This is a genomic window from Collinsella sp. AF20-14LB, assembly GCF_003459505.1.
Taxonomy (GTDB): domain Bacteria; phylum Actinomycetota; class Coriobacteriia; order Coriobacteriales; family Coriobacteriaceae; genus Collinsella.
Genome location: NZ_QRWD01000017.1, coordinates 1 through 26,003 on the forward strand (window position 1 = coordinate 1; position 26,003 = coordinate 26,003).

Sequence of the window (26,003 nt, forward strand, 5' to 3'; positions counted from 1 at the left end):
CCGTGGCGGCCCGCGCTGCATGAGCATGCCCTTCTGGCGCGAGGACCTCTAAGTCTTTCCGTTTCCGGTGCGGTCCCCCTACAACCGCACCGGTTTCGCCCGTCAAACGGGCAACACTAATACTTACGTAATTCATTTCTTCGAAAGGAAACGAACCATGGGTGTTAACCTCTCCGGCCGTAGCTTCCTCAAGCTCCTCGACCTCACCACCGAGGAGATCGAGTACCTGCTCAAGCTCTCCAAGAACTTCAAGGACATGAAGCGCGCTGGCGTTCCGCACCGTTATCTCGAGGGCAAGAACATCGTTCTGCTCTTCCAGAAGACCTCCACTCGTACCCGCTGCGCCTTCGAGGTCGGCGGCATGGATCTGGGCATGGGCGTCACCTACCTCGATCCGGGTTCGTCGCAGATGGGCAAGAAGGAGTCCATCGAGGACACCGCCCGCGTTCTCGGCCGCATGTATGACGGCATCGAGTTCCGTGGCTTTGCCCAGGACGACGTCGAGGAGCTTGCCGCTAAGTCCGGCGTGCCCGTGTGGAACGGTCTGACCACCGAGTGGCACCCCACCCAGATGCTCGCCGACATCCTGACCGTCCAGGAGAACTTCAACTACGACATCAAGGGCAAGACCCTCGTCTTCATGGGCGACTGCAAGAACAACGTCGCTCGCTCCCTCATGGTCGTCTGCTCCAAGCTCGGCATGAACTTCGTGGCCTGCGGCCCCGAGGAGTGCATGCCCGCTGACGACGTCATCGAGGCCTGCAAGCCTATCGCTGAGGCCAACGGCTGCACCATCAAGCTGACCACCGACGTCAAGGACGGCGTCACCGGTGCCGACGTTCTCTACACCGACGTGTGGGTCTCCATGGGCGAGCCCGACGAGGTCTGGGCCGAGCGCATCGCTCAGCTCACCCCGTATCGCGTTACCTCCGAGGTCATGGCTATGGCCAACCCGGGTGCCATCTTCCTGCACTGCCTGCCCAGCTTCCACGACACCAACACCACGATTGGCGCCGAGAAGTGCGAGCAGTTCGGCATCACCGAGCAGGAGGTCACCGACGAGGTCTTCGAGAGCCCCGCTTCCAAGGTCTTCGACGAGGCCGAGAACCGCATGCACACCATCAAGGCTGTCATGTACGCTACGCTCAAGTAAGAGCATCTAGCATCTCGCTCGGGGTGCATTGCTGCGCACCCCGAGCGCTTTTGTCTGGTAAAAATCTCGCATCGAGCGACATGCACGGCACGGAAGAGCCGCTTCGGGCGAGATCAGTAATTGATTTATGAAGGGGGGATGAGAACTATGACTGAGACCGCTAAGAAAAAGCGCGGTATGCCTTCATCGTTCACCATTCTTCTTGCTCTGCTGGCAATCGTCGCGGTTGTTACCGTTATCGTCTCCGGTACGTCCGGTGGCGCGGTTACCGCTGCCCGCTTGAGCGATTTCTGCACCGCCCCGGTCAAGGGCTTCGCTGACGCTCTGCCCGTCTGCCTCTTCGTTATGATCCTCGGTGGCTTCCTCGGCATGATGACCGAGACCGGCGCCCTGGACAACGGCATTGCCGTTCTGGTGCAGAAGCTTAAGGGCAATGAGATCATGCTCATTCCCGTGCTGATGCTCATCTTCTCCCTCGGTGGTACCACCTATGGTATGTGCGAGGAGACCGTTCCCTTCTACGCCCTGCTCGCCGCCACCATGATGGCTGCTGGCTTCGACCCCATGGTCGGCGCTGCTACCGTCCTGCTCGGCGCTGGCTGCGGCTGCCTCGGCTCCACGGTTAACCCGTTTGCCGTCGGTGCTGCCGTTGACGCTCTGACTGGCGTTGGCATTGAGGTCAACCAGTCCATCATCATCGGCCTCGGTGCCGTCCTGTGGATTGTTACCACCGCTATGTCCATCTTCTTCGTCATGAGCTATGCCAAGAAGGTCAAGGCTGACAAGGGTTCCACCATTCTTTCGATGCAGGAGCTCAAGGACGCCGAAGAGGCTCACGGCAAGGCTGCTTCCGAGGTTAACAAGGAGGTCAAGCTCACCGGTCGTCAGAAGGGTGTTCTGATCGCCTTTGCCTTCACCTTCGTCGTCATGATCGTCGGCTTCATCCCGCTGGCCGATCTCAACGAGGGCGTCGCCAACTTCTTCGATGCTGGCGCCGTCTATGACGCCGACGGTAACGCCATCGTTCAGGGCTGGTCTGCCCTGATCACCGGCCTGCCCATTGGCCAGTGGTACTTCGATGAGGCTTCCACCTGGTTCTTCCTCATGGCTGTCCTGATCGGTATCATCGGTGGCCTGTCCGAGAAGCAGATCGTCAACACCTTCATCACCGGCGCTGCCGACATGATGTCCGTTGTCCTCGTCATCGCTCTCGCCCGTGGTATCTCCGTCCTCATGGCTAGCACCGGCCTCGACGTCTACGTCCTCGACGCTGCCGCCAATGCTCTGGCTGGCCTGTCCGGCGTGATCTTCGCTCCCATGAGCTTCCTGGTCTACTTCGGCCTGTCCTTCCTGATCCCCTCGACCTCCGGTATGGCTACTGTCTCCATGCCCATCATGGGACCGCTGGCTGTTAAGCTCGGCTTCTCGCCCGAGGTCATGGTCATGATCTTCTCCGCCGCCATCGGCGTCGTGAACCTGTTCACCCCGACCTCTGGTGCCATCATGGGCGGTCTCGCTCTGGCTAAGATCGAGTGGACGACCTGGCTCAAGTTTGCCCTTAAGCTCATCGTCGCTCTCTCCGTCGTCTGCGCCATCATTCTGACCGTCGCCTGCGTGATGCTCTAAGTACCCCTTGGGTACCCCACGGAAACCTTGACGATCCTATAACGGATCACCTGGTCATCGTCTTTCCGGTGGGGTAAACCCACCGGTAGACTCCTACCTTTAGCCCCCTCCCGTTCCGTGCGCGGGAGGGGGCGCACTTATGTTCCGCGGTTTTACCAAACCGCGGAACCACTCGACGCTGTGCGCCGCCCAGAACTACAATTTGTCATTCAAAAGGCAAGGCATGACCAAAAGGTCTATGCCTTGCCTTTTTCATGCCAACTTGTACGTTCTGGACGGCGCTCGCTGACTTATGCTCAACCTGCGACGCTGTTATTGTTGGTGCAGGGGAACAGCTTGCCCGCTCTGGTGCCCGTTCGTTGACTTTGGCTCTGCCTGTGACGTTTCCATTGTTGGTGCGGAGTGACTTGGTTCCTGCTTCAAATTAGCTATCCCGGGTCCCCGGTGGTTGCGGTGGCGTGTTTGGTTGGTGCCTGTTGGTGGCCAGGCCCTTGCGAGGGGCGGGCTCCGTTATAATCGCCTAGAACGTTAAATGGAAACGGGACGGGAGCCATACATGCGCCAGGGTTTCGACAACGCGAAGTATATCGAGCTGCAGGCTGCTCACATTAAGGAGCGCATCTCGCAGTTTGGTGGCAAGCTCTATTTGGAGTTTGGCGGTAAGCTGTTCGATGACTATCATGCGAGCCGCGTGCTGCCGGGTTTTGAACCGGACAGCAAGTTCCGCATGCTCAAGAGCATCGCCGACGATGTTGAGGTTATCATCGCGATCAACGCGAACCACATCGAGAAAAACAAGGCTCGTGGTGACCTTGGCATTACCTATGACGAGGATGTGCTGCGCCTGGTTGACCTGTTCCGCGGCAACGGCTTTGCCGTCGCGGCTGTGGTCATCACCCAGTACGCCGGCCAGCCTGCTGCCGATGTGTTCCGCAACCGCCTGAACGCGCTCGGTATTCCCGCTAAGCTGCACTATCCCATCGAGGGGTATCCGCACGATGTCGATCTGATCGTGTCCGACGATGGCTACGGCAAGAACGAGTTTGTCGAGACCACTCGTCCGCTCGTCGTCGTGACGGCGCCCGGCCCCGGCTCGGGCAAGCTCGCCACTTGCCTCTCGCAGCTGTATCACGAGCATAAGCACGGTACCGCCGCCGGCTATGCCAAGTTTGAGACCTTCCCGGTCTGGAATCTTCCTCTGACGCATCCGGTCAATATTGCCTACGAGGCCGCCACGGCTGACCTCGACGACGCCAATATCATCGATTCGTTCCACCTTGAGGCCTACAACAAGACCACGGTCAACTACAACCGCGACGTCGAGGCCTTCCCGGTAGTCCGTGCCCTGATGGAAAAGATCCTGGGCAAGAGCCCCTACCAGAGCCCTACGGACATGGGCGTCAATATGGTCGGCTTTGCCATCACCGATGACGATGCCTGCCGCGACGCTTCCAAGATGGAGATCGTCCGCCGCTACTTTACCGCGGTCGAAAATGTGCGCCGTACCGGCGTGGGCGATGAGCAAGTCGACCGTCTCAAGATTATTATGAAGAAAGCCGGCATCGATAAGAACTACTCACCGGCACGCTCGGCGGCCCTCACCAGGGAGCAGCTGACGGGTGGTCCCGTGGGTGCCATGGTCATGCCCGATGGCTCCGTGGTGACCGGTAAGACCTCCACGCGCCTGGGCGCCGCAAGTTCGCTCATTATGAACGCCCTCAAGCATGTCTCGGGCGTCGACCTTGAGCTCGAGGTCATTAGCGATGAGGCGATCGAGCCCATCAGCAAGCTCAAGACGCATTTCCTGGGCAGCAAAAACCCGCGCCTCCACACCGACGAGACGCTTATGGCGCTGTCGATCACCTCGGCCACGAGTGAGACGGCCGCCCGTGTCCTTTCGGGCCTGGAGCAGCTGCGCGGTTGCGATGCCTTCTTTAGCGTGATTATCTCGCCGACGGACGAGACGGTACTGCGCAAACTGGGCATCAACGTGTGCTGCGAGCCCAAGTTTGAACGCCGTGGTTTCTTCCATCGCTAAGTTTGAAGCGCCGCGGTAATTGCATTGCATTTTGGCCGTATCGGGTTAGCGCCCGGTACGGCTTTTTGATCAATAAAGCGCCTATTTCCGCGAAAAATAGCCGTTTACCTGCCTAGAAACAATTTGAGCGGTATACAATAATCGTAACTGTTTCATCCTTAGCGGGATGCCGCATGATGGATATTACCTGCCATCGTGAGGTGTGTCGGTCGCGCACGGCGCGTTAGATGCTCGTGCTCGGTTTGAGGAGGCTGCTATGGCGGGCAAGGGTCGTGCGAGTGTCAACGATATGAAGCGTGTCGAGGTGCTGGTGTTGATGGAGATCGACCAGCAAACCGAAGACAATGGCGGGCCGTATGGTTTCTCGCGCAAAACGCTTGCCGAGCGCGTGGGGGTTTCGCCGTATCGTGCCCGCGCCGCAATCGATCGCTTGGATTCCGAAGGCATGATTGATGTCGTCTCGCGTTATAGCGACGATGGCGGTCAGCTTGCAAATGGTATTTGCCTCACCGAACGTGGCGAGTGGTATCTTGAGGGCGTCCGGACCGGCATGCTCGTTCAGGAAATGCTCGAGGACGAGGTTGCTGATCGATAGCAGCATGTAACCCTTGCCATAGCGACGCCGTCCGGGAAACCGGGCGGCGTTTTGTTTCAAGATTGAGAAATGCAATCGCACGCGAGAAAAATTGCGAACGGTCCGCGGCACGAGTATTACAATGAAGACCCGTAAGATGTGGATAAACAACTTCTACGGGAAGCGCAGGTAACTCAATATGACCAAGCATGTGTTCGTAACCGGTGGCGTGGTTTCGTCCCTGGGCAAGGGTATTACCGCGGCCTCGCTGGGCCGTCTGCTCAAGTCGCGTGGCTACAAAGTAACGATGCAGAAGGCCGACCCGTATCTGAACGTCGACCCCGGTACCATGAGCCCCTTCCAGCATGGTGAGGTCTTTGTAACCGAGGATGGTTACGAGTCCGACCTGGACCTGGGTCATTACGAGCGTTTTATTGATGAGAACCTGACCCGCGATTCCAACTTTACGACCGGTGCCATCTACAAAAGCCTAATCGCCCGCGAGCGTCGCGGCGACTTTTTGGGCGGTACCGTGCAGGTGATTCCTCACGTCACCAATGCCATTAAGGACAAGTTTCGCCGCATCGAGGAGCAGACCGGCTCCGATGTAGTCATCACCGAGCTGGGCGGCACGATCGGCGACATCGAGTCCCAACCGTTTGTCGAGGCCATCCGTCAGTACCGCAAGGAGGCCGGCCCCGAGAACGTCTGCTACATCCACGTGTCGCTCGTTCCCTATATTGCCGCCGCCCACGAGGTCAAGACCAAGCCCACGCAGCATTCCGTCAAGGAGCTCCGCAGCTTTGGCATCCAGCCCGATATCATCGTGCTGCGCTCCGACCACCATATCGATGACGCTATCCGCGGAAAGATCGCAAGCTTCTGCGACGTCGACACCGATTGCGTCTTTACCAATGAGGACTGCGCGAGCATCTACGACGTGCCGCAGCTGCTTGCCGAGCAGGACTTTGACCTGCGTATTTGCGAGCGCCTGGGCCTGGACCCGCGTGAGCGCGACATGAGCGAGTGGAATGAGTTCCTGCGTAAGCAGAACCATGCCAACCATCACGCCGATAAGGTTAAGATTGCCGTCGTGGGTAAGTACACGCAGCTGCCCGATGCGTACCTGTCGGTTATCGAGGCCCTGCACCATGCGGGCGTCTTCTACGATCGCCATGTGGACGTCCAGCTGGTCGACGGCGAGAGCCTCGACGAGCAGAATGTCTCCGAGGTTCTGGGCGACGCCTCGGGCATCCTGGTCCCCGGCGGCTTTGGCAAGCGCGCCCTGGAGGGCAAGATCCTCGCGGCCGAGTTTGCCCGTGAGCACAAGATTCCGTATCTGGGCATTTGCCTGGGTATGCAGGTCGCCGTGTGCGAGTTCGCCCGCAACGTCGTCGGCCTTGCCGGCGCCAGCTCCTCTGAGTTCGATCCGGACGGCCCGTTTAGCGTCATCGATCTGATGAGCTCGCAGGAGGACGTGACCGAGAAGGGCGGCACCATGCGCCTGGGCGCCTATCCGTGCAAGCTCGCCGCCGATACCCTTGCTCGCGAGGCATATGGCGAGGAACTCGTCTACGAGCGTCACCGTCACCGCTTTGAGTTCAACAACGCCTTCCGCGACCAGCTCGAGGATGCCGGCTTGGTTATCTCTGGCCTCTCGCCCGACGAGCGCCTGGTCGAGATGGTCGAGCTGCCGCGCGACGTGCATCCGTGGTATGTGGCAACCCAGGCTCACCCCGAGTTCAAGAGCCGTCCGACTAATCCGCAGCCGCTGTTCCGAGAGTTCGTGCGCGCTTCGATCGGCCAGCACGAGGGTGTCGACCGTCTGCAGGTGACGCCCATGAACCTCGCTACGGACTAAGGGTGCCGGCGAATAAGGAACATACCGAAGCTACTCCCTCGTCGCTCGCCGTGGCGGCGGGGGAGTATCTCGATTACCTCGCGGTCGAGCGGGGCTTGGCGCGCAACACGATTGTGGCCTATCGTCGTGACCTGACGACGTACTGCGCCTATCTGGAGCGGGCGGGTATTGTGTCTTTTGAAGAGGTGACCCGTCAGGTCGTGGAGGGCTTTGTCGCCGATCGCCGCGGCGGAGGCTATTCCGACGCCTCGGTGGAGCGCGCGCTTGCTGCCGTGAAGGGCCTGCATGCCTTTTTGGTGCGCGATGGGGCCGTGGCCCAAAACCCGACGGCGGCGTTGCGCCTGCCTAAAAAGGCTGAGCGTTTGCCGGAGTATCTATCGGTGGAGGATGTCTCGGCGCTGCTCGATCAAGACTTTCCCGAGGGCGAGATGGGACTGCGCGACCATGCCATCTTGGAAGTGCTCTACGGATGCGGTTTGCGTGTGAGTGAGCTGGTTGGGCTCGATGTGGGCGATATCCATATTGACGATGGCTTTGTACTCGTTCGCGGTAAGGGCTCAAAGGAACGCCTGTCCCCACTGGTGGGAAGCGCGGCGCGAGCTCTGACGCTCTATGTAACTGAGGGACGTTCTCGCTTGGCGGCCCATGCCCGCGGAACCGAGACCTCGGCGGTCTTTTTAAATAAGAACGGACGTCGCCTGTCGCGCCAGGCCGTGCATGCGATATGCGAGCGGTATGGGCGTCAGGTGGGGCTGGTGGGGCTCCATCCCCATACCTTGCGCCACTCCTTTGCCACCCACATGCTCGCGGGCGGTGCCGACCTGCGTGTGCTGCAGGAGATTTTGGGCCATGCCGATATTTCGACCACGCAGGTCTACACGCATGTCGACCGAACGCAACTGACCGAGGTCTATCTGGCGGCGCATCCGCTAGCACATCGCTAGCACCTCGCTGACCTGCATATTTATAAATACTAAAGGGGATGGGCTCCAGATTGCCGAGACGCACTTTTGCGCGCATGGGCAATCTGGGGCCCGTCCCATTTTTCGCTAGACACCGACGCGGCGGTGGGCCGTGTGTACCGTGGGTGGGGGAGTTTGGGGGCGATGTGAACGGCGTGTAAAGGGACGTAAAAATCGCCTCAAGGTCAACTTGAAGGTTGAGGTTCGCGGGCGTGGTTCTACAGGTGGCATCCCGCCTTTGCTGCAAACACAACATATTGTGTTTTCGAACATATGCTCGGGGGTGTTTTACAACATATTGGGGGTGGAATGGTGGGGAGGGGTGGGGGAAGGGGTGGGGAAAGGTGTTGAAAAATGGGGCGGTTCCCCATATTATTGATGACGTCGACAGGCGGGGTGGTTCCCCGCGTACGTGCCATCTGAGTAACCGAGGGGAGGGCGCACATGGGAATGACTGGTGCATACGAGCGCAATCTCGATGCAAAAGGTCGTCTGTCCCTGCCTGCACCCCTTCGCGAGGAGCTTGGAGAGCACGTTCGCGTGTTCAAAGCCCTGGATGTCGATGCTCTGTACGTGTTCTCTGCCGAGGCCTTCGATAAGTGGGTCGAAGGACTCTTCGCGGGTCGTGAGGGCCACGAGGGTTTTAACCCGCGTGACATTAACGACCAGAAGCTCATGAGGGCGATCAACAAGCGCACCACGTCGATGGATGTGGACAGCGCCGGTCGTATCGGTCTTTCCGAGTCTCTCCGCAAGCAGGCGAACCTCGACCGCGAGGTCACGGTTGTGGGCAACTACGACCACCTTGAGGTTTGGGATCGCGCCGCGGCCGATGAGGACGATGACGATGAGGCCCTGCTGGACCTCTTCTTCTCGTAAGGGCAAGGCACGGGTAACGGATGGAGCGTGGGATCTTGACACAAGAATATCGGCATGAACCTGTCATGCTCGGCGAAGTGCTTGAGTCGCTGCAGCTAAAGAGCGGCTCCGTTGTCTGCGATTGCACCCTTGGCGGTGCCGGCCATTCGGTAAAGATGGCCGCGCAGGTGGGGGAGACGGGCCTTTTGCTCGGCGTCGATCAGGACGACATGGCCCTCGAGGCCGCTGGCGCCCGTCTGGACCGCGAGGTTCCCGGCGTTCCGCACCAGCTGCTGAAGGGCAACTTCGGCGACTTGGACGAGCTGCTTTGCTCGGCCGAGGTGCCCGGGGTCGATGGCTTCCTGTTCGATTTGGGCGTTTCGTCACCGCAACTCGATATCCCTGGCAGGGGCTTTTCGTATAACGAGGACGCCCCATTGGACATGCGGATGGATCCGGGTAATAACACCTTAAACGCAGCTGAGGTCATCAACACCTATAACGAACACGACCTCGCCCGGATTCTACGCGTCTACGGCGAAGAGAAGTTCGCCGCGCAGATCGCGCGCGAGATCGTGCGCCGCCGCGAGCAAGAACCGATCGAAACCACCGGCCAATTTGTCGAGATCATCAAGGCGGGTATCCCGGCGGCCGCTCGTCGGCATGGCGGACACCCGGCCAAGAAAAGTTTCCAGGCCATTCGCATCGAGGTCAATCACGAGCTCGATGTGCTCGAACGAGGGCTTGATACCGCCACCAGGTGGCTCAACCCGGGCGGACGTATCTGCGTCATCTCGTATCACTCGCTCGAGGACCGTATCGTAAAGAATCACTTTAAGGAGATGAGCCAGGGGTGCACGTGTCCGCCGGAGATTCCGGTGTGCGTGTGCGGCAACGTGCCGATACTCAAGGTCATCACTCGCAAACCCTTGGTTGCCCAGCCTGATGAGGTTGAGCGCAACCCTCGGGCGAGATCAGCCAAAATCCGCGTGGCGCAGCGTCTGTAGGCGCGACCGCGCGATATTGGACCTCCCGCTCGCACCATAAACGAAGCTTAAACACACTACCAACGTACTCGGGATGGGAGGCGGCATATCATGGGCTACAACACTTCAAGCGCAGCACTCGCCTATGATATGAACGCCATGCCCGCCTATCGTGAGACGCCGCAGGCCCCCGTTGCTCCCCGTGAGCAGCGCACGCCGCGCTTTGATGTCTACACGGGCGCGGGCCGTCAGGCAAACCAGGCGGTAAGCCCGGTTTTCATGAGCGTTCTTAAAACGTTTTGCATCATTGCGGCCATCTTCATGACGATCGGCGTCGCCCGCGTGGCGCTCGCCGGCGTTACGGCCCAGGTGCTCAACAGCAACGCCGAGCTTACCAACACGCTCGAAAAGGCGACCGATGAGAGCTCCGACCTGGAGGTCATGCATTCGGTCTATGGCGCCGACACGCGTATTCGCGACCTTGCGGGCGCTTATGGCATGGTGGAGCCCAGCGAGAGCGTTACACTTGACTTTTCGCAGGATGCAGCCGCGGGCGCCAACGCGACCGCGACCGCTCAGTAGCAAGACGGTAGCTGAGTATGACAAATGACTATCGCCGCGGTTCCGATGGGGGCCGCGGTTCTGGACGTCCCTCGTCGCGGGGACGTTCTGGTTATCAAGGAACGGGTCGGCAATCTTACAACGCCGGGCAGTCCCGTGGCAACGACCCGGCGTCGCGACTTCGCGGCCCGGGCGGCCCTCAAGTGCATAACACCAGGTCGCGCAAGAGTTCGTCGACCGAATGGCTCACAGGCACGCCTCTGCCTCGCCGCAAAGCCGTCATGGGCTTCATTGGGCTTGGCTTGGGCTTGGGCGTCTTTCGCCTTGCCGACTATCAAATTGTCGAAGCCGATAAACTGCGCGAGCGTGCCGATGCGCGCCGCCTGCTTGCGCAGACCCTCTATGCCAAACGTGGCACCATCTACGACCGCAACGGTAACGTGCTGGCGTCGTCGGTCGAATGTCGCAACATCGCCGTGAACCCCCAGCTTGTCGAGGATGTTGACAAGACGGTGTCGGCGCTGGTCAAGGCAACTGGAATCGATAAAAAGACCTGCCGCAAGCTCGTTGAGTCCGATGGAACCTGGGTGTATATCAAGCGCCAGGTGGACGAAGACGACGCTGCGGCGCTGGAGAAGAAGAACCTGCCCGGCGTGCTTTTTGAGCAGGCCATGAAGCGCGTATATCCATACGGCAATCTGGCATCGCAGGTGCTGGGTGTAGTGAATGTAGACAACGACGGCTTGACGGGTCTCGAAAAGCAATACAACAAGCTTCTGACCGGCACGAACGGTTCTCTCGTACGCGAGCGCGCGAGGGACGGCAGCTATATCGCGGGCGGTGCCTATAAAAAGGTGGCTGCGGTCGACGGCGTTGATATCGTGACGACGCTCGACGTCAATATCCAGCGTGCGGCCGAGGATGCCCTGGCAGAGGCTGTCGAGAAGACAAAGGCCAAGAACGGCTCGGCGCTGGTCACCGATCCTACGACAGGCGAGATCTTGGCAGCCTGCTCGTATCCGACCTACGACCAGACCAATTTGGAAAACGCCAAGACCGAGGATATGAACCTGCGCCTGGTCACCGACGCCTACGAGCCCGGCTCGGTCTTTAAGACGCTCGTGGCGGGCGCCGGCTTCGACTTGGGTGTCGTGCGGTCGAGTACGTCGTTTGAGGTGCCGGCGAGCATCAAGGTGGGCGACGATACCGTCACCGATGCCGACAAGCGCGACTATGCCATGACCATGGATGTGCGCGAGATGATGCGCCGTTCGTCCAACGTAGGCTTTGTCCTGGTGGGGCGCAAGATCGGTGCCGATGACTTTGCCGCCTATGTGGACAAGTGGGGCATCGGTCACAGCTCTGGTGTCGATTTTCCGGGCGAGAGCCTGGGCATCGTCAAGGAGCGTGACCAGTATGACGGCGCCACGCTGGGCTCGATGAGCTTTGGACAGGCGCTGTCTGTCTCGCCGATTGAGATCGCACGTGCCGTGGGCGGCATCGCCAACGGCGGCGTGATGATGACCCCGCACTTCTATAAGTCCAGCAAAGGTGACGAGAAGGACTGGGGCGAAGGCGAGCGCGCGATTTCGGAGGATGCCGCATCCCAGGTGACATCGTGCATGCAGACGGTCGTGTCGGAGGGAACGGGCGTTGGCGGCGCGGTTGACGGCTATGACGTGGCGGGTAAGACCGGTACGGCCGAACGTGCCGACGAGAACGGCGGCTACCTCAAGGAGAACTACATGTCGTCCTTTATGGGCTTTGCACCGGCACAATCGCCCAAGGTGCTGTGCTATATCACGCTCGACGGAACGCCGAGCGGCTCAGATGCCGCTGCGGTTCCGTTCCAGTTCATTATGGCCAACGCGCTCGACGTGCTGGGTATCCCGCACACGAAGTAGGGGGTTACAATCTTTGGGGCGTGGTTTGTTGTCCCATATGAGGGGTGTTCACATGCCCTGCACCACGCATACGCGGCGCTGGGATACAATACGCCGATAGCATTATTAGGTTTACAGGGGAGCTGCAATGATAGAGATCGCCGTCAACAACCTCGCGGCCGCAACAGGGGCCCGAACCGTGACGGGAGAAGCCGATCGGGTATGCCGCGGGTGCGTTATCGACTCGCGCCAGGTCGAGGAAGGGACGATTTTCGTCGCCTTTCCCGGTGAAAACGTCGACGGCAATGATTTTGCTTCCCGTGCCGTCCAGTCGGGTGCCGGCGCCGTCGTGATGACGCGTGAGCCCGAGGCCGAGCTGGTCTCGCTGGCGCAGGACAAGGGCTGTGCCATCTTGCTGACCGATGATCCCGAGGAGTTTCTGCTGCGTTTGGCGCATGCGTATCGCCTGGAGCTTGGCTGCCTGGTCGTTGGCATTACCGGTTCCATCGGCAAGACGACGACCAAGGACGTGCTCGCCGCTGTGCTCGCCAAGCGCTATCGCGTCTGGGCCACCAAGGGCAATTTCAATAACCTGATCGGCATGCCGCTCACGGTGCTTTCCGCTCCGGCCGATACCGAGGTCCTGGTGCTCGAGATGGGCATGAACCATTTCCACGAGATTGAGCGCCTGTCCCAGTCCGCCAATCCCAACCTTGCCATCGTGAGCAAGATCGGCACCTCTCACATCGGCATTTTGGGCAGCCGCGAGAACATCGCCCGCGCTAAGGCCGAGATTGTCCAGGGTATGTGCGCCGCCGGCGACTTCTTGCCGCTGCTGGTTTTGGGCGGTGAGGACGACTTTACGCCGTTCATTCGCGATACGTTCGCCCAGCCTGCTGGTATCGATGTGATGCTGGCCGGCGTCTCGGACGATGATGAGGTCCGTGCCCGCGACGTTCGAGCTGATGACGAGGGCCGTCCGGTCTTTACGCTCGATTTTGGTCAGGGCGAGACAATCGATACCATGCTTGCCATCCCCGGCGTGCAGTCCGTTCCGAATGCCGTTAAGGCCGCCGCGGTTGCCTATCGCCTGGGCGTGACGCCCGAGCAGATCGATGCTGCCTTTAGGGGCCTCACGATCACCGGTCACCGCCAGGAGATCAAACGCGCCAAGAGCGGTGCACGCATCATCGATGACTCCTATAACGCCAGCGCCGAATCGATGGCAGCCGGTCTCGACCTGCTGTGCTCGCTTTCGTGCACGGGGTCTCGCATGGCGATCTTGGGCGAGATGGGCGAGATGGGCGATGAGGCTCCTCGCATGCATGAACTCGTGGGTGCCTATGCCGCCGCCAAGAAGCTCGACATGCTGGCGTGCGTCGGCGGCGAGCTGGCCCAGCTTATGGCCGATGCCGCGCGCATGATGGGCATGGACGAGGACCGCATCCAGGTGTTCTCCGATTATCAGCAGGTGCTCGACCGCATGGGCGGCGCGCTTGAAAAACATGATGTTGTACTGGTCAAGGGTTCCCGCTTTGTTGAGCTCGACCGCTTTGTGGAAGGTGTGTGCTAGCCCATGTTCGGCAATCCCTCGTATCCAACGTATCAGGCTTTTTTGGGGCTTGGCATCGCCGCTGCCATTGCGCTGCTGCTCATGCCGTGGTGGATCAAGCTACTCAAGGTCGAGGGTATCGGCCAGCAGGTTCGTGCCGACGGCCCCAAGCGTCATTTGGTTAAGCAGGGAACGCCCACCATGGGTGGTGTTGTCATCCTCGTCGCGATCTCGCTGACCTGCCTGCTGATGGGCAAGCTCACCACCGAGCTCGTGCTCGTGCTCCTCGCCACGCTGGCGACCGGCGTGCTGGGCCTGATCGACGACCTGACCTCCGTTACGCATGGGCGCTCGCTCGGTCTGACGCCTCATGCCAAGATGATCGGCCTCACCATTATCTGTGTCACCTTTACGGTACTTGCCGTCAACTGGTGCGGCGTCGCCCCCGAGATTCGTTTTCCCGGTGGGTTGACGATCGACCTTGGCGTGCTTTCGACTACCATCTGCGGCTATTCGTTCCCGTGGCTCTATATTGTCTTTTGCTGGCTGATGATTGCCGGTCTTTCTAATGCCGTGAACCTGACCGATGGCCTTGACGGTCTTGCTGGTGGCACCTCCATGATCGCCATGCTCGCCATGGCTGCCATGGCGTTTTTGCACGGAGACGTGAACCTGTCCATCTTCTGCACCGCGTGTGCCGGTGCCTGCTTGGGCTTTCTGTGGTTCAACTGCTATCCGGCGAGCATCTTTATGGGCGATACCGGCTCGCTTGCCCTGGGCGCCGCGTTTGCCTGCACCTCCATCATGACCAACACCGAAGTCGTTTCCCTCATCATCGGCGGTCTGTTTATCGTCGAGACTCTGTCGGTCATGATCCAGGTCGTCTACTTCCACTTTACGCACAAGCGCGTCTTCCTTATGGCGCCCATCCATCATCATTTCGAAAAGAAGGGTTGGGCCGAGACCAAGGTCGTCATCCGTTTTTGGATTATCGCTGCGGCCTTTGGTGCCGTTGGCCTTGCTTTGTTCTTCCAGTTGGGATAGTGGTCTTTCATGCCTCTTGCTGATGTCTTTAGCCTGCTCGTTTTGGGTCAGGGCAAATCCGGTCTCGATGTCGCCCGCTGGGCGCTGGCACATCCCGAGCGCGTAAGTGCCGTTACCGTGTATGGCGGCGGCACCTCTGAGCCCAATGACGCCACGCGAGCGCTCGAGGCTGCTGGTGCGTCGTTTGTCTATGGCACCGAACAGGTCGAGGGTGCCTATGACGTATGCGTGACGTGCCCGGGCATCTCGGAGTTCTCGGGCTTCTTTAAGGCCGGGCGCGAGCATGCCGCCCAGATTATGGGTGAGCCCGAGTTTGCCTATCGCCTGTCGCCCGATAACTGGATTGCCATCACGGGCACCAACGGCAAGACGACCACCACGTCGCTGACTGATTATCTGCTCAAGGCTGCCGGCGAGGCCAGCGTAGCTGTCGGCAACATCGGCGAGCCGCCGGTCAACGAGATTGACGGGCGAGCCCGCAACGAGTGGTTTGTGGCTGAGCTCTCGAGCTATCAGATTGCTACGACCACCGAGCTCCACCCCCGCGTGGCGGTGCTGCTCAACATCACTCCCGACCACTTGGGCTGGCATAAGAGCCATAAGAACTACGCGCTTGCCAAGGTCAAACTGTTTGACAATATGGTCGATGACGATCTGGCGGTTGTCGACGTCGAAGACGCCGGCATTCACGAGTTCGATGAGTACATCTACACGCCGGGTCGTCGCATCTGCAGGGTCGCTTTTGACGAGCCCGAGGGCGAGGATGCCGCCTTTGTGCGCGACGGCAAGATGGTCGTGCGCCTGAAGGGCGTCGAGACCCCGCTCATCGCTGCATCCGAGCTCAAGATCTCGGGCCATCACAATGTTATCAATGCCCTGTGCGCTGCCACGGCTGCCCTGGCAGTCGGTGCCGATGTCGATGGCGTCTGCCGCGGTCTGGCCTCGTTCCAGCCGCTCGAGCACCGCGTGGAGCCGTGTGGCGAGATTGACGGCGTGCGCTACGTCAACGATTCCAAGGCGACCAACACCGATGCGGTCGAGAAGGCGCTGACGGCATTTCCCGATGACGATGTGATCTTGCTGCTCGGCGGCCACGATAAGGGCACGCCGCTCACGGACTTCGCGCGCGTCGTTATGGATAACGTACGCTCGGTCGTCTGCTTTGGCGATGCACGCGAGCGCTTCACCGCCGCTATGGACGAGGCCGATGTCGATGGCGATGTGGATATCGCCCAGGCGGATGACCTACGCGACGCCGTGGACGTCGCCCGTTCGCTGTCGAGCCGTGGCGACGTGATCTTACTTTCTCCTGCCTGCTCTTCGTTCGATGAGTTCTCGGGCTATGAGGAGCGCGGCCGCGTGTTTAAGGACTATGTGGCGCAGCTTGCCGCTGCGGCGAAATCGCAAATGGAATAGGGGTTGCCGGTGAGAGAGGAGAGCCCCCGACAAGGTATGAGGAGGCCCGACTCGGACCGTGCTTCCTCGCGGCGCAGCACACCGCGTTCCGGTCGCGGCGGGCAGACGTTTAGCGAACGCTATATTGCCGGCGTTCCCGCCCGTATCATGCGCCCCCGTCTGATATTCATGGCCTGCCTGTTTACCTTGGTGTGCTTTGGCCTGCTGATGGTGTACTCGGCGTCTTCGGTCGAGGCGCTGCACGAGAATGGCTCGGCGACGTTTTTTCTGGGTCGACAGGCCGCGTTTGCCGTGGTCGGTGTTCTGGCGCTGATTGCCATCGTGCGCGTTTTGCCGGACAGCTGGTTTGGGGAGGATGTGCTCAGGATCTTCCTTATCGGCATGATAGGGCTACTGCTTCTGGTGTTCTTGGTGGGCAGCGGCAGCCGTGGCGCCACGCGCTGGCTCAACATCGCCGGTATTCAGTTCCAGCCTTCCGAGTTTTTAAAGCCATTTGCCATTGCGTATTCGGCCATCATGCTTGATCGCTTCTTTTCGCCCGGTGGCAACATCAACGAATTCCTTCGCAAGATGGGCATCTACCTGGGTATTTCGCTCTTTCTGATCTTTATCCAGCCCGATTTCGGTACTGTCCTGATCATCCTGTTGACCCTTATGTGCATGGCGTTGTTTGCGGGTCTCGACCCCAGATTTATCATCGGCGTGCTAATCTTCGGCATTCTCGTGATCGTGATTGCGCTTGTCGCAGAGCCGTACCGTATGGTGCGTATTCAGGTTGCCTTGAACCCTTGGGCCGACGAGTATGGTGACGGCTATCAGGCCACGCTTGCCATCATGGCCTTTGCCTCGGGCGGTCTGTTCGGCCGTGGCATCGGCAACTCAACCATGAAGTACTCGTATCTGCCCGAGGCGCACAATGACTACATCCTGGCCATCATTGGCGAGGAAGTCGGTTTTGTCGGAACCGTGCTGTTCTTCTTGGTGTTTGCGATGCTGATCTACTCGGCGTTTCGCATTGCCGAGCAGGCGACCGATCGTCGGGGCGCGCTTATGGCGTCTGGCTCCGCGGTCATTCTCGCTGTGCAGTTTTTGATTAACGCGTTGGGCATCCTCAACGTGTTTCCCATGACGGGCAAACCGTTGCCGTTTATTAGCTACGGCGGTTCGTCGATTATTGTGTCGCTTATGCTTGCCGGGTTGGTCCTGCGCGTTTCGTACGAGAGCGCCCGTCGCGATGAGTACGACCGTCGCCGCGAGAGCTTTGCCGTTATGGATGAGAGTACCGCCGGCGTGCCCCACGTGCGCGGTGAGCGATCTTCGCGTAACGGTTTTACCGTCCTGGATGGCTCTGCGACCGAGCCGGCAGCCCGCCCGCGTCAGCGAACGGCGCCGCAAGGTCGTCCTCAGCGCCCCAGCCCTCGCAACGAGGGCGGCGGATATAATCGAATCGATTTGAACTCGGACCCGTCGGCGCGTCTGCGCACCGACGACCAGGGACCGCGTGTACGAAGGGACTACCATGACCGATAAGATGACCGTTGCTATTGCAGCCGGCGGCACGGCAGGACACATCAACCCCGCGCTCGCCTTGGCCGAAGAGCTGCGTGATCGTGGCCACCACGTTGTGTTCGTGGGCCAGTCGCGCAAGCTCGAGGGTCGTCTGGTCCCCGAGGCTGGGTTTGATTTTGTGCCCATTACGGTCACGGGCTTCGACCGCTCCCGTCCTTGGACGGCGCTGACCTCGCTGTGGCGTGTCAACAAGGCCAAGCGTGCGCTCGCCAGTCATTTCTCAAAGGTCGGCAAGCCCGATGCCGCCATCGGTTTTGGTGCCTATGTCGAGGTTCCGCTGCTGGGGTGGTGCAAGGGCGCAGGCGTTCCGTATCTGCTGCACGAGCAGAACTCTGTTCCGGGCCTGGCCAACAAGATGATGAACTCCCACGCCGCCCGCGTGTGCATCTCGGTGCCGGCAGCGCGCTCGGTCTTTGAGCGCGAAGGTGACCCTGACCACGTGCTCATGACCGGCAACCCTGTACGTCGCTCGGTGATCGAGGGCGATCGCGCTCGCGGCCGCAAGGCACTTGGCGTTCCCGAGGACGCGACGCTGCTGCTCGTCTTTGGCGGTTCACTTGGCGCCCAGCACCTCAACGAGCGCGTGGTTTCGCTCAAAAACGAGCTGCTTTCGCGCAAGAACCTCTATGTGTTGCATTCGACGGGTGCCGACGGCTTTGAGGAGACCGAGCGCGCTTTGGCGCTGACGCCCGAGGAGGCGAAGCGTTACCGCGTCCTGCCTTACATCGACAACATGGGCGATATGCTGGCTGCTGCCGATTTGGTGCTCTCGCGTTCGGGCGCATCGAGCGTGGCCGAGATCGCTGCGCTCGCCGTACCCTCGGTGCTCGTGCCGTATCCGCATGCGACGGCCGACCACCAAACCACCAATGCCCGTTATCTGGTCGACGCCGGGGCCGGTGTGCTCTGCGCCGATGCCGATATCGACGGTTCTGCCTTTGCCGATGAGCTGCTGCACCTGGTCGATGACGCGGCAGAGCGCGACGTCATGCGTCAGGCGGCGCGCGGTCTGGCTCAGGATAGGGCCGCCGCTCTTCTGGCCGATGCGGTAGAGGGTTTGCGTTAGTTAGACGGGATATCGTCGGTCGCCCTCGCGCTGATGCGGTAGGTGCGGTACAGTTAACGGGTTACAGGCAGTGTTTACGCAAGGAGTACACGAGCACATGGCTGATTCCCAGACTGCAACCTCCGCGCCCGAGTTTAAGAGCGCCCACTTTATCGGTATCGGCGGCGCCGGCATGAGCGGCATCGCCCTCGTTCTGCACGAGCGCGGTTATGCCGTTACCGGCTCCGACCTTAAGACGTCACGTTATATCCGCCAGCTTACCCGCGCTGGTGTGAAGGTGCATGTGGGCCATGAGGCAGCCACGATCGACGAGGTCAAGCCCGACGTGGTTGTTGTCTCTACCGCTATTCCGGAGTCCAACCCTGAACTCGTGCGCGCTCGCGAGCTTGGTATTCCCGTGTGGCCCCGTGCCAAGATGCTCTCTGCTTTGGGCCACGGCTACACCACCGTCGCTGTTGCCGGCACGCATGGCAAGACCACCACGTCTTCGATGTGCGCCACCATGCTCGACCGCATGGGTCTGGATCCGAGCTTCCTGATCGGTGGCATCGTCGAGGGCTATGACACGAACGGCAAGAACGGCTCGGGCGACTACTTTGTCGCCGAGGCTGACGAGTCCGACAGCTCCTTCCTGTTCCTGAACCCCAACGTAGTCATTGTGACCAACGTCGAGGCCGACCACCTCGATCACTACTCGGGTATCGAGGAGATCGAGGCAACTTTCGCCAAATTCATGAGCCTGGTGGGCGAGGAGGGCACCGTCATCGTTTGCGGCGAGGACCCGCATCTGGTCGAGCTTGCCAAGTCGACGGGCCGTCATGTGCTTTCCTATGGCTTTGCCGAGAACAACGACATCGTCTGCGTACATCCGGATGTCAAGGGCATCCAGAGCGACTTTATCGTTCGCTTTGAGGACGGCACCGAGCACGCTGTCGAGATTAAGAGCAACCCCGGTCGTCACAACATGCTCAACGCCACTGCCGTCTTGACCGTCGCCCATGTCCTGGGCCTCGATATCGACGCCGCCGCTAAGGCACTTTCGAGTTTTGAGGGCGTCCGCCGCCGCTTTACCCACGTGGGCGATATCGACGGCATCACGGTGGTTGACGATTACGGCCATCATCCCACCGAGATCAAGGCGACGCTCGCTGCTGCCTCTTCGCTGGGCTACAAGCATGTCGACGTCGTGTTCCAGCCGCACCGCTATTCGCGCCTGCAGGCCCTGTGCGATGACTTTGCCGATGCCTTTGCCAACGCCGACAAGCTGCTGCTGATCGATGTGTTCTCCGCCGGCGAGATGCCGATTCCGGGCGTTACCTCCAAGATGCTCGCAGATACCGTTCGCGCCAAGCACCCCGGCAAAGAGGTCGTGTACTGCTCCAGCCGTCTTGAGCTCAACCAGGAGCTTGAGAAGCTCGTGGGCGAGGGCGACCTGCTGCTCACCATGGGTGCCGGCGACGTTACGACCGTCGGCCCCGAGTTCATCGAGTATCTGACTGCCAAGAAAGACGCTTAACCCCCATGGGTCTGTTTAACGCCGTCATGGCGCTTTCGGGCATGATCGACACGGACGTGGTCGAGGACGAACGTCTTGCGCGCCATACAAGCTATCGAATCGGCGGCAAGGCCGACCTCTTTGTGACGTGCCATAGTTACCATGCCCTGCGTCGCGCCGTGGCGGTGCTTGACCGCGAGCAGGTGCCGTGGGTGATTATCGGCAAGGGGTCCAACCTGTTGGTTGCCGATGCCGGCTATCGCGGCGCCGTTATTTCGCTGGGACGTGAGTTTCAGCGCACGGTTGTTGCCGAGGACGGCTGTACGCTGACCGTTGGTGCGGGCGTGATGTTCGCGCGTTTGGTCAACGACGCCTTGTCGCGCGGGCTTTCGGGCCTTGAGTTCGCGGTCGGTATTCCCGGTTCGGTCGGCGGCGCCGTGTCCATGAACGCAGGTACGCGGACCGAGTGGATCGGCTCCCTTATCGAGGACGTGGTCACGTTTGATCCGGCGTCCGGTATTAAGCACTATGCAGGGTCCGAGATCGCTTGGGGGTATCGCGAGTGCAGCCTGCCGCGTAACGAGATCATTCTCGAGTGCGTGCTTAAACTCAAGCCCGCGCCCAAGGCAGACATTCGCGAGCGCATGGAGCGGTACCTGACGCGCCGCAAGCGCACGCAGCCCATGGGCCGTGCATCCTGCGGATCGGTCTTTCGCAACCCGCCCGACGCAAGCGTGGGCAAGTTGATTGAGGATTGTGGATTAAAGGGTTTTTCGGTTGGCGGTGCGGAAGTTTCGCCCGTACACGCTAATTTTATCGTTAATAACGGAACCGCCTCGGCCGATGACGTGGCCGCGGTTATCAGGCATGTGCACGGAAAGGTGAGGGAGGCGTATGGCATCGAGCTCAGACCGGAAGTTAAATTCCTCGGCTTCTAGAGCATCGAAACCAACCTTCCGCCGCGCCGGAGGGCGTTCCGGCGCACCTGCCCAGCCTCAACATAAGCCCGCCATGCCTTCCAAATCTGTTGGGCCCGTTCGTCCTGCCAAGCGCCCGGTCGTCGGCTCGCAGCTGGGAGGACGCCCCGCCTCTAAAAAGACGAGTCGTCCGGCTCCGCGTCCTTCGGTGACACCCAAACCGGCGATGGGCACCAAGACCTCTCGGCCCATGGCGACGCCCAAGCCTTCGCTGGGAGCCCGTGCGCCGCATGCCGGCCGTGCGTTGGCTGGCGCTAAGCCGCGTTCACTGACATCGGTGCCCGCCGCCAAGGCGTCTTCGGCAAAAAAGGGCATCAATCCTCTGTCATCGCTGGGTGCCATGGCAAGTAAGACGTCCGACGCTGCTTCTGCCATTAAGGGTAAGGGCAAGATCGCGGGCGGCATCCTGGCTGCCGTGGCCGTACTTGCCATTATTGCCATCGTCGTCATCAACTCTGGCCTGTTCGCCGCCACCGATATTCAGATTCATGGCAGCGAGCATGTGACCAAGCACGATGCCATGCAGCTCATCAATCTTCCCGAGAACACGTCGCTTTTTAACGTGGATCCCGATCAGATCACCGAGGGCCTCAAGCAAAACCCGTGGGTCTCGGGCGTGGATGTCCAGCGCCAGTTTCCCCATACGCTTATCATCACGCCGACGGAGCGTAAAGTTATCGCCATTGCGTATATCAGCTCCGACGACCTTGCCTGGGCTATCGGAGACGATGACACCTGGATCGCTCCGCTGTCTACGTCTGTCGAGGTGGACGACCAGGGGAACGTCATTACATCGGGGGAGGGCGCCAACACCCTGACCGGCATCGATGCGGCCCTGACGCTTGCCAAGCACTACGGCGCCGTGCTGTTGACTGATGTCTCGGCCGATGTCGCACCGGTTTCGGGTCAGGCGGTGAGCTCCAAGGCCGTCAAGGCCGGCCTGGATTACGCACGCGGTTTTTCGAGCGAGTTCCTGGACCAGGTGAAGGATATTTCCACGCCTTCCGTTGAGGCTATCTCGGCAAATTTCGACAACGGCGTCGAGGTGTCGCTGGGCGATTCGGGCGATATCGCCAAGAAGGAACGCGTAGTCACCAAGTTGCTTTCGCAGGTAGAGGGCGTAACGTATATCAATGTGCGCTCTCCGGGCAACTACACATTTAGGAATGCTCCGACCTCGTAGCGCTGGTTGATGCTTTGTTGAGGGGCCATACCACGCCGTTTATCTGGTTTGTTTGGTTTTCACGGTCAATTATTTGACTGATACGTTCATAATGTGCAAACATAATACGGTTTACCTTTGCATTTACTTTCAACCTGAAGGTTAATGTGCGCAGGGGTCGACCCATGCTATGGCTATAACCTTTGTTCGGAGGACCGACATGCACGAGACAGAGATCAACAACTACCTTGCCGTCATTAAGGTGGTCGGCGTCGGCGGCGGCGGTACCAACGCGGTCAATCGAATGATCGAAGAGGGCATCCGCGGCGTCGAGTTTGTTGCCATCAACACCGATGCTCAGGCACTCGCGATCTCTGATGCCGATATCAAGGTGCACATCGGCACCGACCTTACCCGCGGCCTGGGCGCCGGCGCCAATCCCGAGGTTGGCCGCAAGGCTGCCGATGAGTCCCGCGACGACATCGCCGAGGCGCTCGCTGGCGCCGACATGGTGTTTATCACCTGCGGCGAGGGCGGCGGCACCGGTACCGGCGCTGCTCCCATTGTTGCGGATATCGCGATGAACGAGGTCGGCGCACTGACCGTCGCCGTCGTGACCAAGCCCTTCACCTTCGAGGGCCGCAAGCGTAAGAAGAGCGCCGAGGAGGGCATCAAGACCCTCTCCGATTGCGTCGACACCATGATCGTCATTCCTAACGATAAGCTGCTCGACATCGCCGAGAAGAAGACCACCATGCTCGAGGCCTTCGCGATTGCCGATGGCGTCCTTTCCCAGGGCACCCAGGGCATCACCGACCTCATCACCGTCCCCGGTATCATCAACCTGGACTTCGCCGATGTTAAGACCATCATGAAGCAGGCCGGTACCGCCATGATGGGTATCGGTACCTCTTCTGGGGATACTCGTGCCGTCGACGCTGCCCAGCAGGCCATCTCCAGCCCGCTGCTCGAGAGCTCCATCGATGGTGCCACGCGCGTGCTGCTCTCCATCGCCGGTTCCAAGGACCTGGGCATCCAGGAGATCAGCGACGCCGCCGACGTTGTCGCCAACGCCGTCGACCCCGAGGCCAACATCATCTTCGGTACCGTTGTCGACGAGTCCCTGGGCGATCAGGTGCGTATCACCGTCATCGCTACGGGCTTCTCCGACTCCAACGTCAACCGTCAGGATGAGCTCTTTGCTGCTCAGCAGTCTCAGAGCAAGGCCGCTGCCTCCGCTGAGCCGCAGCGCACCGCTCCGGCTGCCAGCCCGGCTCAGGCCGCTCCGACCCGCAACGTCGGTGGTACCGAGCTGCCCAACTTTGGCAACGACCAGTTCGAGCTTCCCGACTTCCTGAAGCGCGGTAGCTTCTAGTTCGTTTTTCTCAACGACCTGCACGGGGTGTGTCCATTTGGATGCACCCCGTTTTGTTTCTCGTTTGTAAACGAAAGCCTCCAATCTCCTTACGTTCCCTTTACGTTTGGTCCCTACCGCTGCGGGTATCCTTTTAAGGAAGTATGACAGCCGTATAAACGCGGACTGCGCGGCGACGCCGCGGTACTTGTGTTATTAGGAGGCTTTAGTATGGCAGCACGTGCGGACAACGTTTCGCGTGTCGACCATGATGGAGTTACGTTGGTGGAGGGCGCGACATCCGATGTCCGCTTTGCCTTTACCGAGCGCACCGGTGGCGTTTCTGAAGATGCGTACTCCTCGCTCAACCTGGGCTCGCATGTAGGCGATGACCCCTTTGCTGTTCAAGAAAATCGTCGTCGAGCGCTCGAAGCTATGGGCGCCACTGAGTGCGAGCATAATCTGCTCGTGCCCAATCAGGTACATGGTGACCATATCGTTACGGTGACTTCGAACGGCGCCGACGATCTTGAGGCTGTTCGCGAGCAGATTGCCGAGGGCTGCGATGCCATCGTCTGTACGGCCCATGACGTGCCCGTGCTGCTCAGCTTTGCCGACTGCGCTCCCGTGGTGCTGGTGGCCCCTGGCGGATTTGCCGTGGTGCACTCCGGTTGGAAGGGCACGATTGCGCGCATTTCCGCCAAGGCGTGCCAGGCGCTCTGCGAGGCGGCTGGTTGCAATGCGAGCGATGTTTCTGCCTATATCGGTCCCCATATCCTGGGTGACGAGTACGAGGTTTCCCAGGAGCTCATGGACCGCTTTGCTGCCGAGTTCTCGTGCGTCGATGCGGGCGCTTCTCGCATGCTCGATCTATCTGCCGCCATTCGTGAGGCGCTGGTAGATGTCGGTGTCGATGCGGATGGGATTGTGGATACCCAGCTTTCGACCGTGCGTCAGAACGACCGCTTTTATTCCTACCGCAACGAGGGCGGCACCTGCGGGCGCCATGCTGCGATCGGCGTGATGCTATGAGAAAGATTGTATCGGTCCTGAGCGCCGCGGTGCTCACGCTCACGCTGTGTGCCTGCTCCTCGGGCTCTTCCACGTCTTCTATCACCGTGGCCGGCTCGACCACCTGCCTTCCCATTGCCGAGATCGCGGCCGAGGGCTTTAAGGAGGAGACCGGCACCGACGTGCTGGTTTCTGGCCTGGGCTCATCTGCTGGCATCGAAGCCGTTAGCGCCGGCACCGCCGATATCGCCAGCTCCTCTCGTGGCCTCAACGCCGATGAGCAAGACCTGGGCCTGACGCCTATCGTTATCGCACACGACGGCATCGCGGTCATCGTGAACGACGACAACCCGGTCGATAACCTCTCGACTGAACAGCTCCGCGATATCTATGCGGGCAAGATCACCAACTGGAAAGAGGTTGGTGGCGAGGACTTGAAGATTCAGGTTATTAACCGCGATGAGGCTTCCGGTACGCGTGAGGCTTTCCGCACCATCGTGATGGACGGCGCGCCGTTCGATCGCCGCTCGGCTGTTCTTTCGGGTACGGGCCAAGTGCGCGATGTCGTGTCTCGCTCTCGCGGTGCTATTGGCTACATCTCGCTGGGTTTTGTCGAGAGCCTCAACGCCAAGACTTCGGTCAAGGCCGTCTCGGTCAATCATGTTGAGGCGTCCGAGAAGACGGTCGCGAGCGGCGGCTATCCCATCTCACGCGACCTTTACTTCTTTGTGAAGGGTGCGCCTTCGCAGCAGGCGCAGGATTACATCGACTATGTGACGTCCGAAAAGATGGACAAGCAGATTCGCGAGGCGGGCTTTATCCCCGTCACCAACGACGAGAAGGGGAGTGAATAGC

21 protein-coding genes are annotated in these 26,003 nt (G+C 60.2%); all 21 read left to right on the plus strand.

What is annotated here, in order from left to right; all coding sequences use genetic code 11:
- Window positions 1-157: 157 nt before the first annotated feature.
- The 21 genes from argF (at window position 158) to DWX63_RS08745 (ending at window position 26,002) form a co-directional block, all read left to right on the plus strand.
- Window positions 158-1,153 (plus strand): ornithine carbamoyltransferase, encoded by a 996-nt coding sequence (argF, locus tag DWX63_RS08645; protein ID WP_117584234.1) that lies wholly within the window; start codon window positions 158-160, stop codon window positions 1,151-1,153.
- A gap of 138 nt (window positions 1,154-1,291) precedes the next feature.
- Complete coding sequence (locus tag DWX63_RS08650; protein ID WP_370445878.1) at window positions 1,292-2,779, plus strand: YfcC family protein; 1,488 nt, start codon at window positions 1,292-1,294, stop codon at window positions 2,777-2,779.
- 556 nt (window positions 2,780-3,335) lie between these two features.
- On the plus strand, window positions 3,336-4,817 hold the full coding sequence (locus tag DWX63_RS08655; RefSeq protein ID WP_006234276.1) for a DUF1846 domain-containing protein: 1,482 nt from the start codon (window positions 3,336-3,338) through the stop codon (window positions 4,815-4,817).
- 256 nt (window positions 4,818-5,073) lie between these two features.
- Window positions 5,074-5,412 carry a hypothetical protein gene (locus DWX63_RS08660; protein ID WP_040358312.1) on the plus strand — a complete coding sequence of 113 codons (339 nt, stop codon included), beginning with the start codon at window positions 5,074-5,076 and terminating at the stop codon, window positions 5,410-5,412.
- 178 nt (window positions 5,413-5,590) lie between these two features.
- Complete coding sequence (locus DWX63_RS08665) at window positions 5,591-7,252, plus strand: CTP synthase (RefSeq protein WP_055286060.1); 1,662 nt, start codon at window positions 5,591-5,593, stop codon at window positions 7,250-7,252.
- A gap of 2 nt (window positions 7,253-7,254) precedes the next feature.
- Window positions 7,255-8,196 carry a site-specific tyrosine recombinase XerD gene (gene xerD / locus DWX63_RS08670; RefSeq protein WP_199407928.1) on the plus strand — a complete coding sequence of 314 codons (942 nt, stop codon included), beginning with the start codon at window positions 7,255-7,257 and terminating at the stop codon, window positions 8,194-8,196.
- A 462-nt stretch (window positions 8,197-8,658) separates the two neighbouring features.
- Window positions 8,659-9,093 carry a division/cell wall cluster transcriptional repressor MraZ gene (locus DWX63_RS08675; RefSeq protein WP_006234269.1) on the plus strand — a complete coding sequence of 145 codons (435 nt, stop codon included), beginning with the start codon at window positions 8,659-8,661 and terminating at the stop codon, window positions 9,091-9,093.
- A gap of 20 nt (window positions 9,094-9,113) precedes the next feature.
- The gene (rsmH, locus tag DWX63_RS08680) at window positions 9,114-10,079 is read left to right on the plus strand and encodes a 16S rRNA (cytosine(1402)-N(4))-methyltransferase RsmH (protein ID WP_117843463.1); all 966 of its coding nucleotides are present in this window, start codon (window positions 9,114-9,116) and stop codon (window positions 10,077-10,079) included.
- Between the two features lie 90 nt (window positions 10,080-10,169).
- Window positions 10,170-10,640: a hypothetical protein gene (locus tag DWX63_RS08685; RefSeq protein WP_022094483.1), complete on the plus strand. Its 471-nt coding sequence runs from the start codon at window positions 10,170-10,172 to the stop codon at window positions 10,638-10,640.
- 260 nt (window positions 10,641-10,900) lie between these two features.
- Window positions 10,901-12,523, plus strand: coding sequence for a penicillin-binding protein 2 (locus tag DWX63_RS08690; RefSeq protein ID WP_117564666.1), 1,623 nt, complete (start codon window positions 10,901-10,903; stop codon window positions 12,521-12,523).
- A gap of 127 nt (window positions 12,524-12,650) precedes the next feature.
- A complete protein-coding gene (gene murF, locus DWX63_RS08695; protein WP_117843464.1) occupies window positions 12,651-14,075 on the plus strand; it encodes a UDP-N-acetylmuramoyl-tripeptide--D-alanyl-D-alanine ligase in 1,425 nt (474 codons plus the stop codon).
- A gap of 3 nt (window positions 14,076-14,078) precedes the next feature.
- Complete coding sequence (gene mraY, locus DWX63_RS08700) at window positions 14,079-15,098, plus strand: phospho-N-acetylmuramoyl-pentapeptide-transferase (protein ID WP_089571579.1); 1,020 nt, start codon at window positions 14,079-14,081, stop codon at window positions 15,096-15,098.
- A gap of 9 nt (window positions 15,099-15,107) precedes the next feature.
- A complete protein-coding gene (gene murD / locus DWX63_RS08705; RefSeq protein WP_117806418.1) occupies window positions 15,108-16,514 on the plus strand; it encodes a UDP-N-acetylmuramoyl-L-alanine--D-glutamate ligase in 1,407 nt (468 codons plus the stop codon).
- A 36-nt stretch (window positions 16,515-16,550) separates the two neighbouring features.
- On the plus strand, window positions 16,551-18,044 hold the full coding sequence (ftsW, locus tag DWX63_RS08710; protein ID WP_117843465.1) for a putative lipid II flippase FtsW: 1,494 nt from the start codon (window positions 16,551-16,553) through the stop codon (window positions 18,042-18,044).
- Window positions 18,034-19,149 carry an undecaprenyldiphospho-muramoylpentapeptide beta-N-acetylglucosaminyltransferase gene (murG, locus tag DWX63_RS08715; protein WP_117843466.1) on the plus strand — a complete coding sequence of 372 codons (1,116 nt, stop codon included), beginning with the start codon at window positions 18,034-18,036 and terminating at the stop codon, window positions 19,147-19,149. Before ftsW ends, murG begins: the two co-directional genes overlap by 11 nt.
- 97 nt (window positions 19,150-19,246) lie before the next feature.
- Entirely contained in the window at window positions 19,247-20,665 is a 1,419-nt protein-coding gene (gene murC, locus DWX63_RS08720) for a UDP-N-acetylmuramate--L-alanine ligase (RefSeq protein ID WP_117843467.1), read from the plus strand.
- Between the two features lie 5 nt (window positions 20,666-20,670).
- Window positions 20,671-21,582, plus strand: a complete 912-nt coding sequence (murB, locus tag DWX63_RS08725) for a UDP-N-acetylmuramate dehydrogenase (protein ID WP_117843468.1) — start codon at window positions 20,671-20,673, stop codon at window positions 21,580-21,582.
- A gap of 73 nt (window positions 21,583-21,655) precedes the next feature.
- Window positions 21,656-22,804: a cell division protein FtsQ/DivIB gene (locus tag DWX63_RS08730; RefSeq protein ID WP_233514522.1), complete on the plus strand. Its 1,149-nt coding sequence runs from the start codon at window positions 21,656-21,658 to the stop codon at window positions 22,802-22,804.
- A gap of 199 nt (window positions 22,805-23,003) precedes the next feature.
- On the plus strand, window positions 23,004-24,158 hold the full coding sequence (gene ftsZ / locus DWX63_RS08735; protein ID WP_055251674.1) for a cell division protein FtsZ: 1,155 nt from the start codon (window positions 23,004-23,006) through the stop codon (window positions 24,156-24,158).
- 210 nt (window positions 24,159-24,368) lie between these two features.
- Window positions 24,369-25,169, plus strand: coding sequence for a polyphenol oxidase family protein (locus DWX63_RS08740; RefSeq protein ID WP_117843469.1), 801 nt, complete (start codon window positions 24,369-24,371; stop codon window positions 25,167-25,169).
- Entirely contained in the window at window positions 25,166-26,002 is an 837-nt protein-coding gene (locus DWX63_RS08745) for a phosphate ABC transporter substrate-binding protein (RefSeq protein ID WP_117843470.1), read from the plus strand. The genes DWX63_RS08740 and DWX63_RS08745 overlap by 4 nt, the downstream gene beginning before the upstream one ends.
- Window position 26,003: the final 1 nt, after the last annotated feature.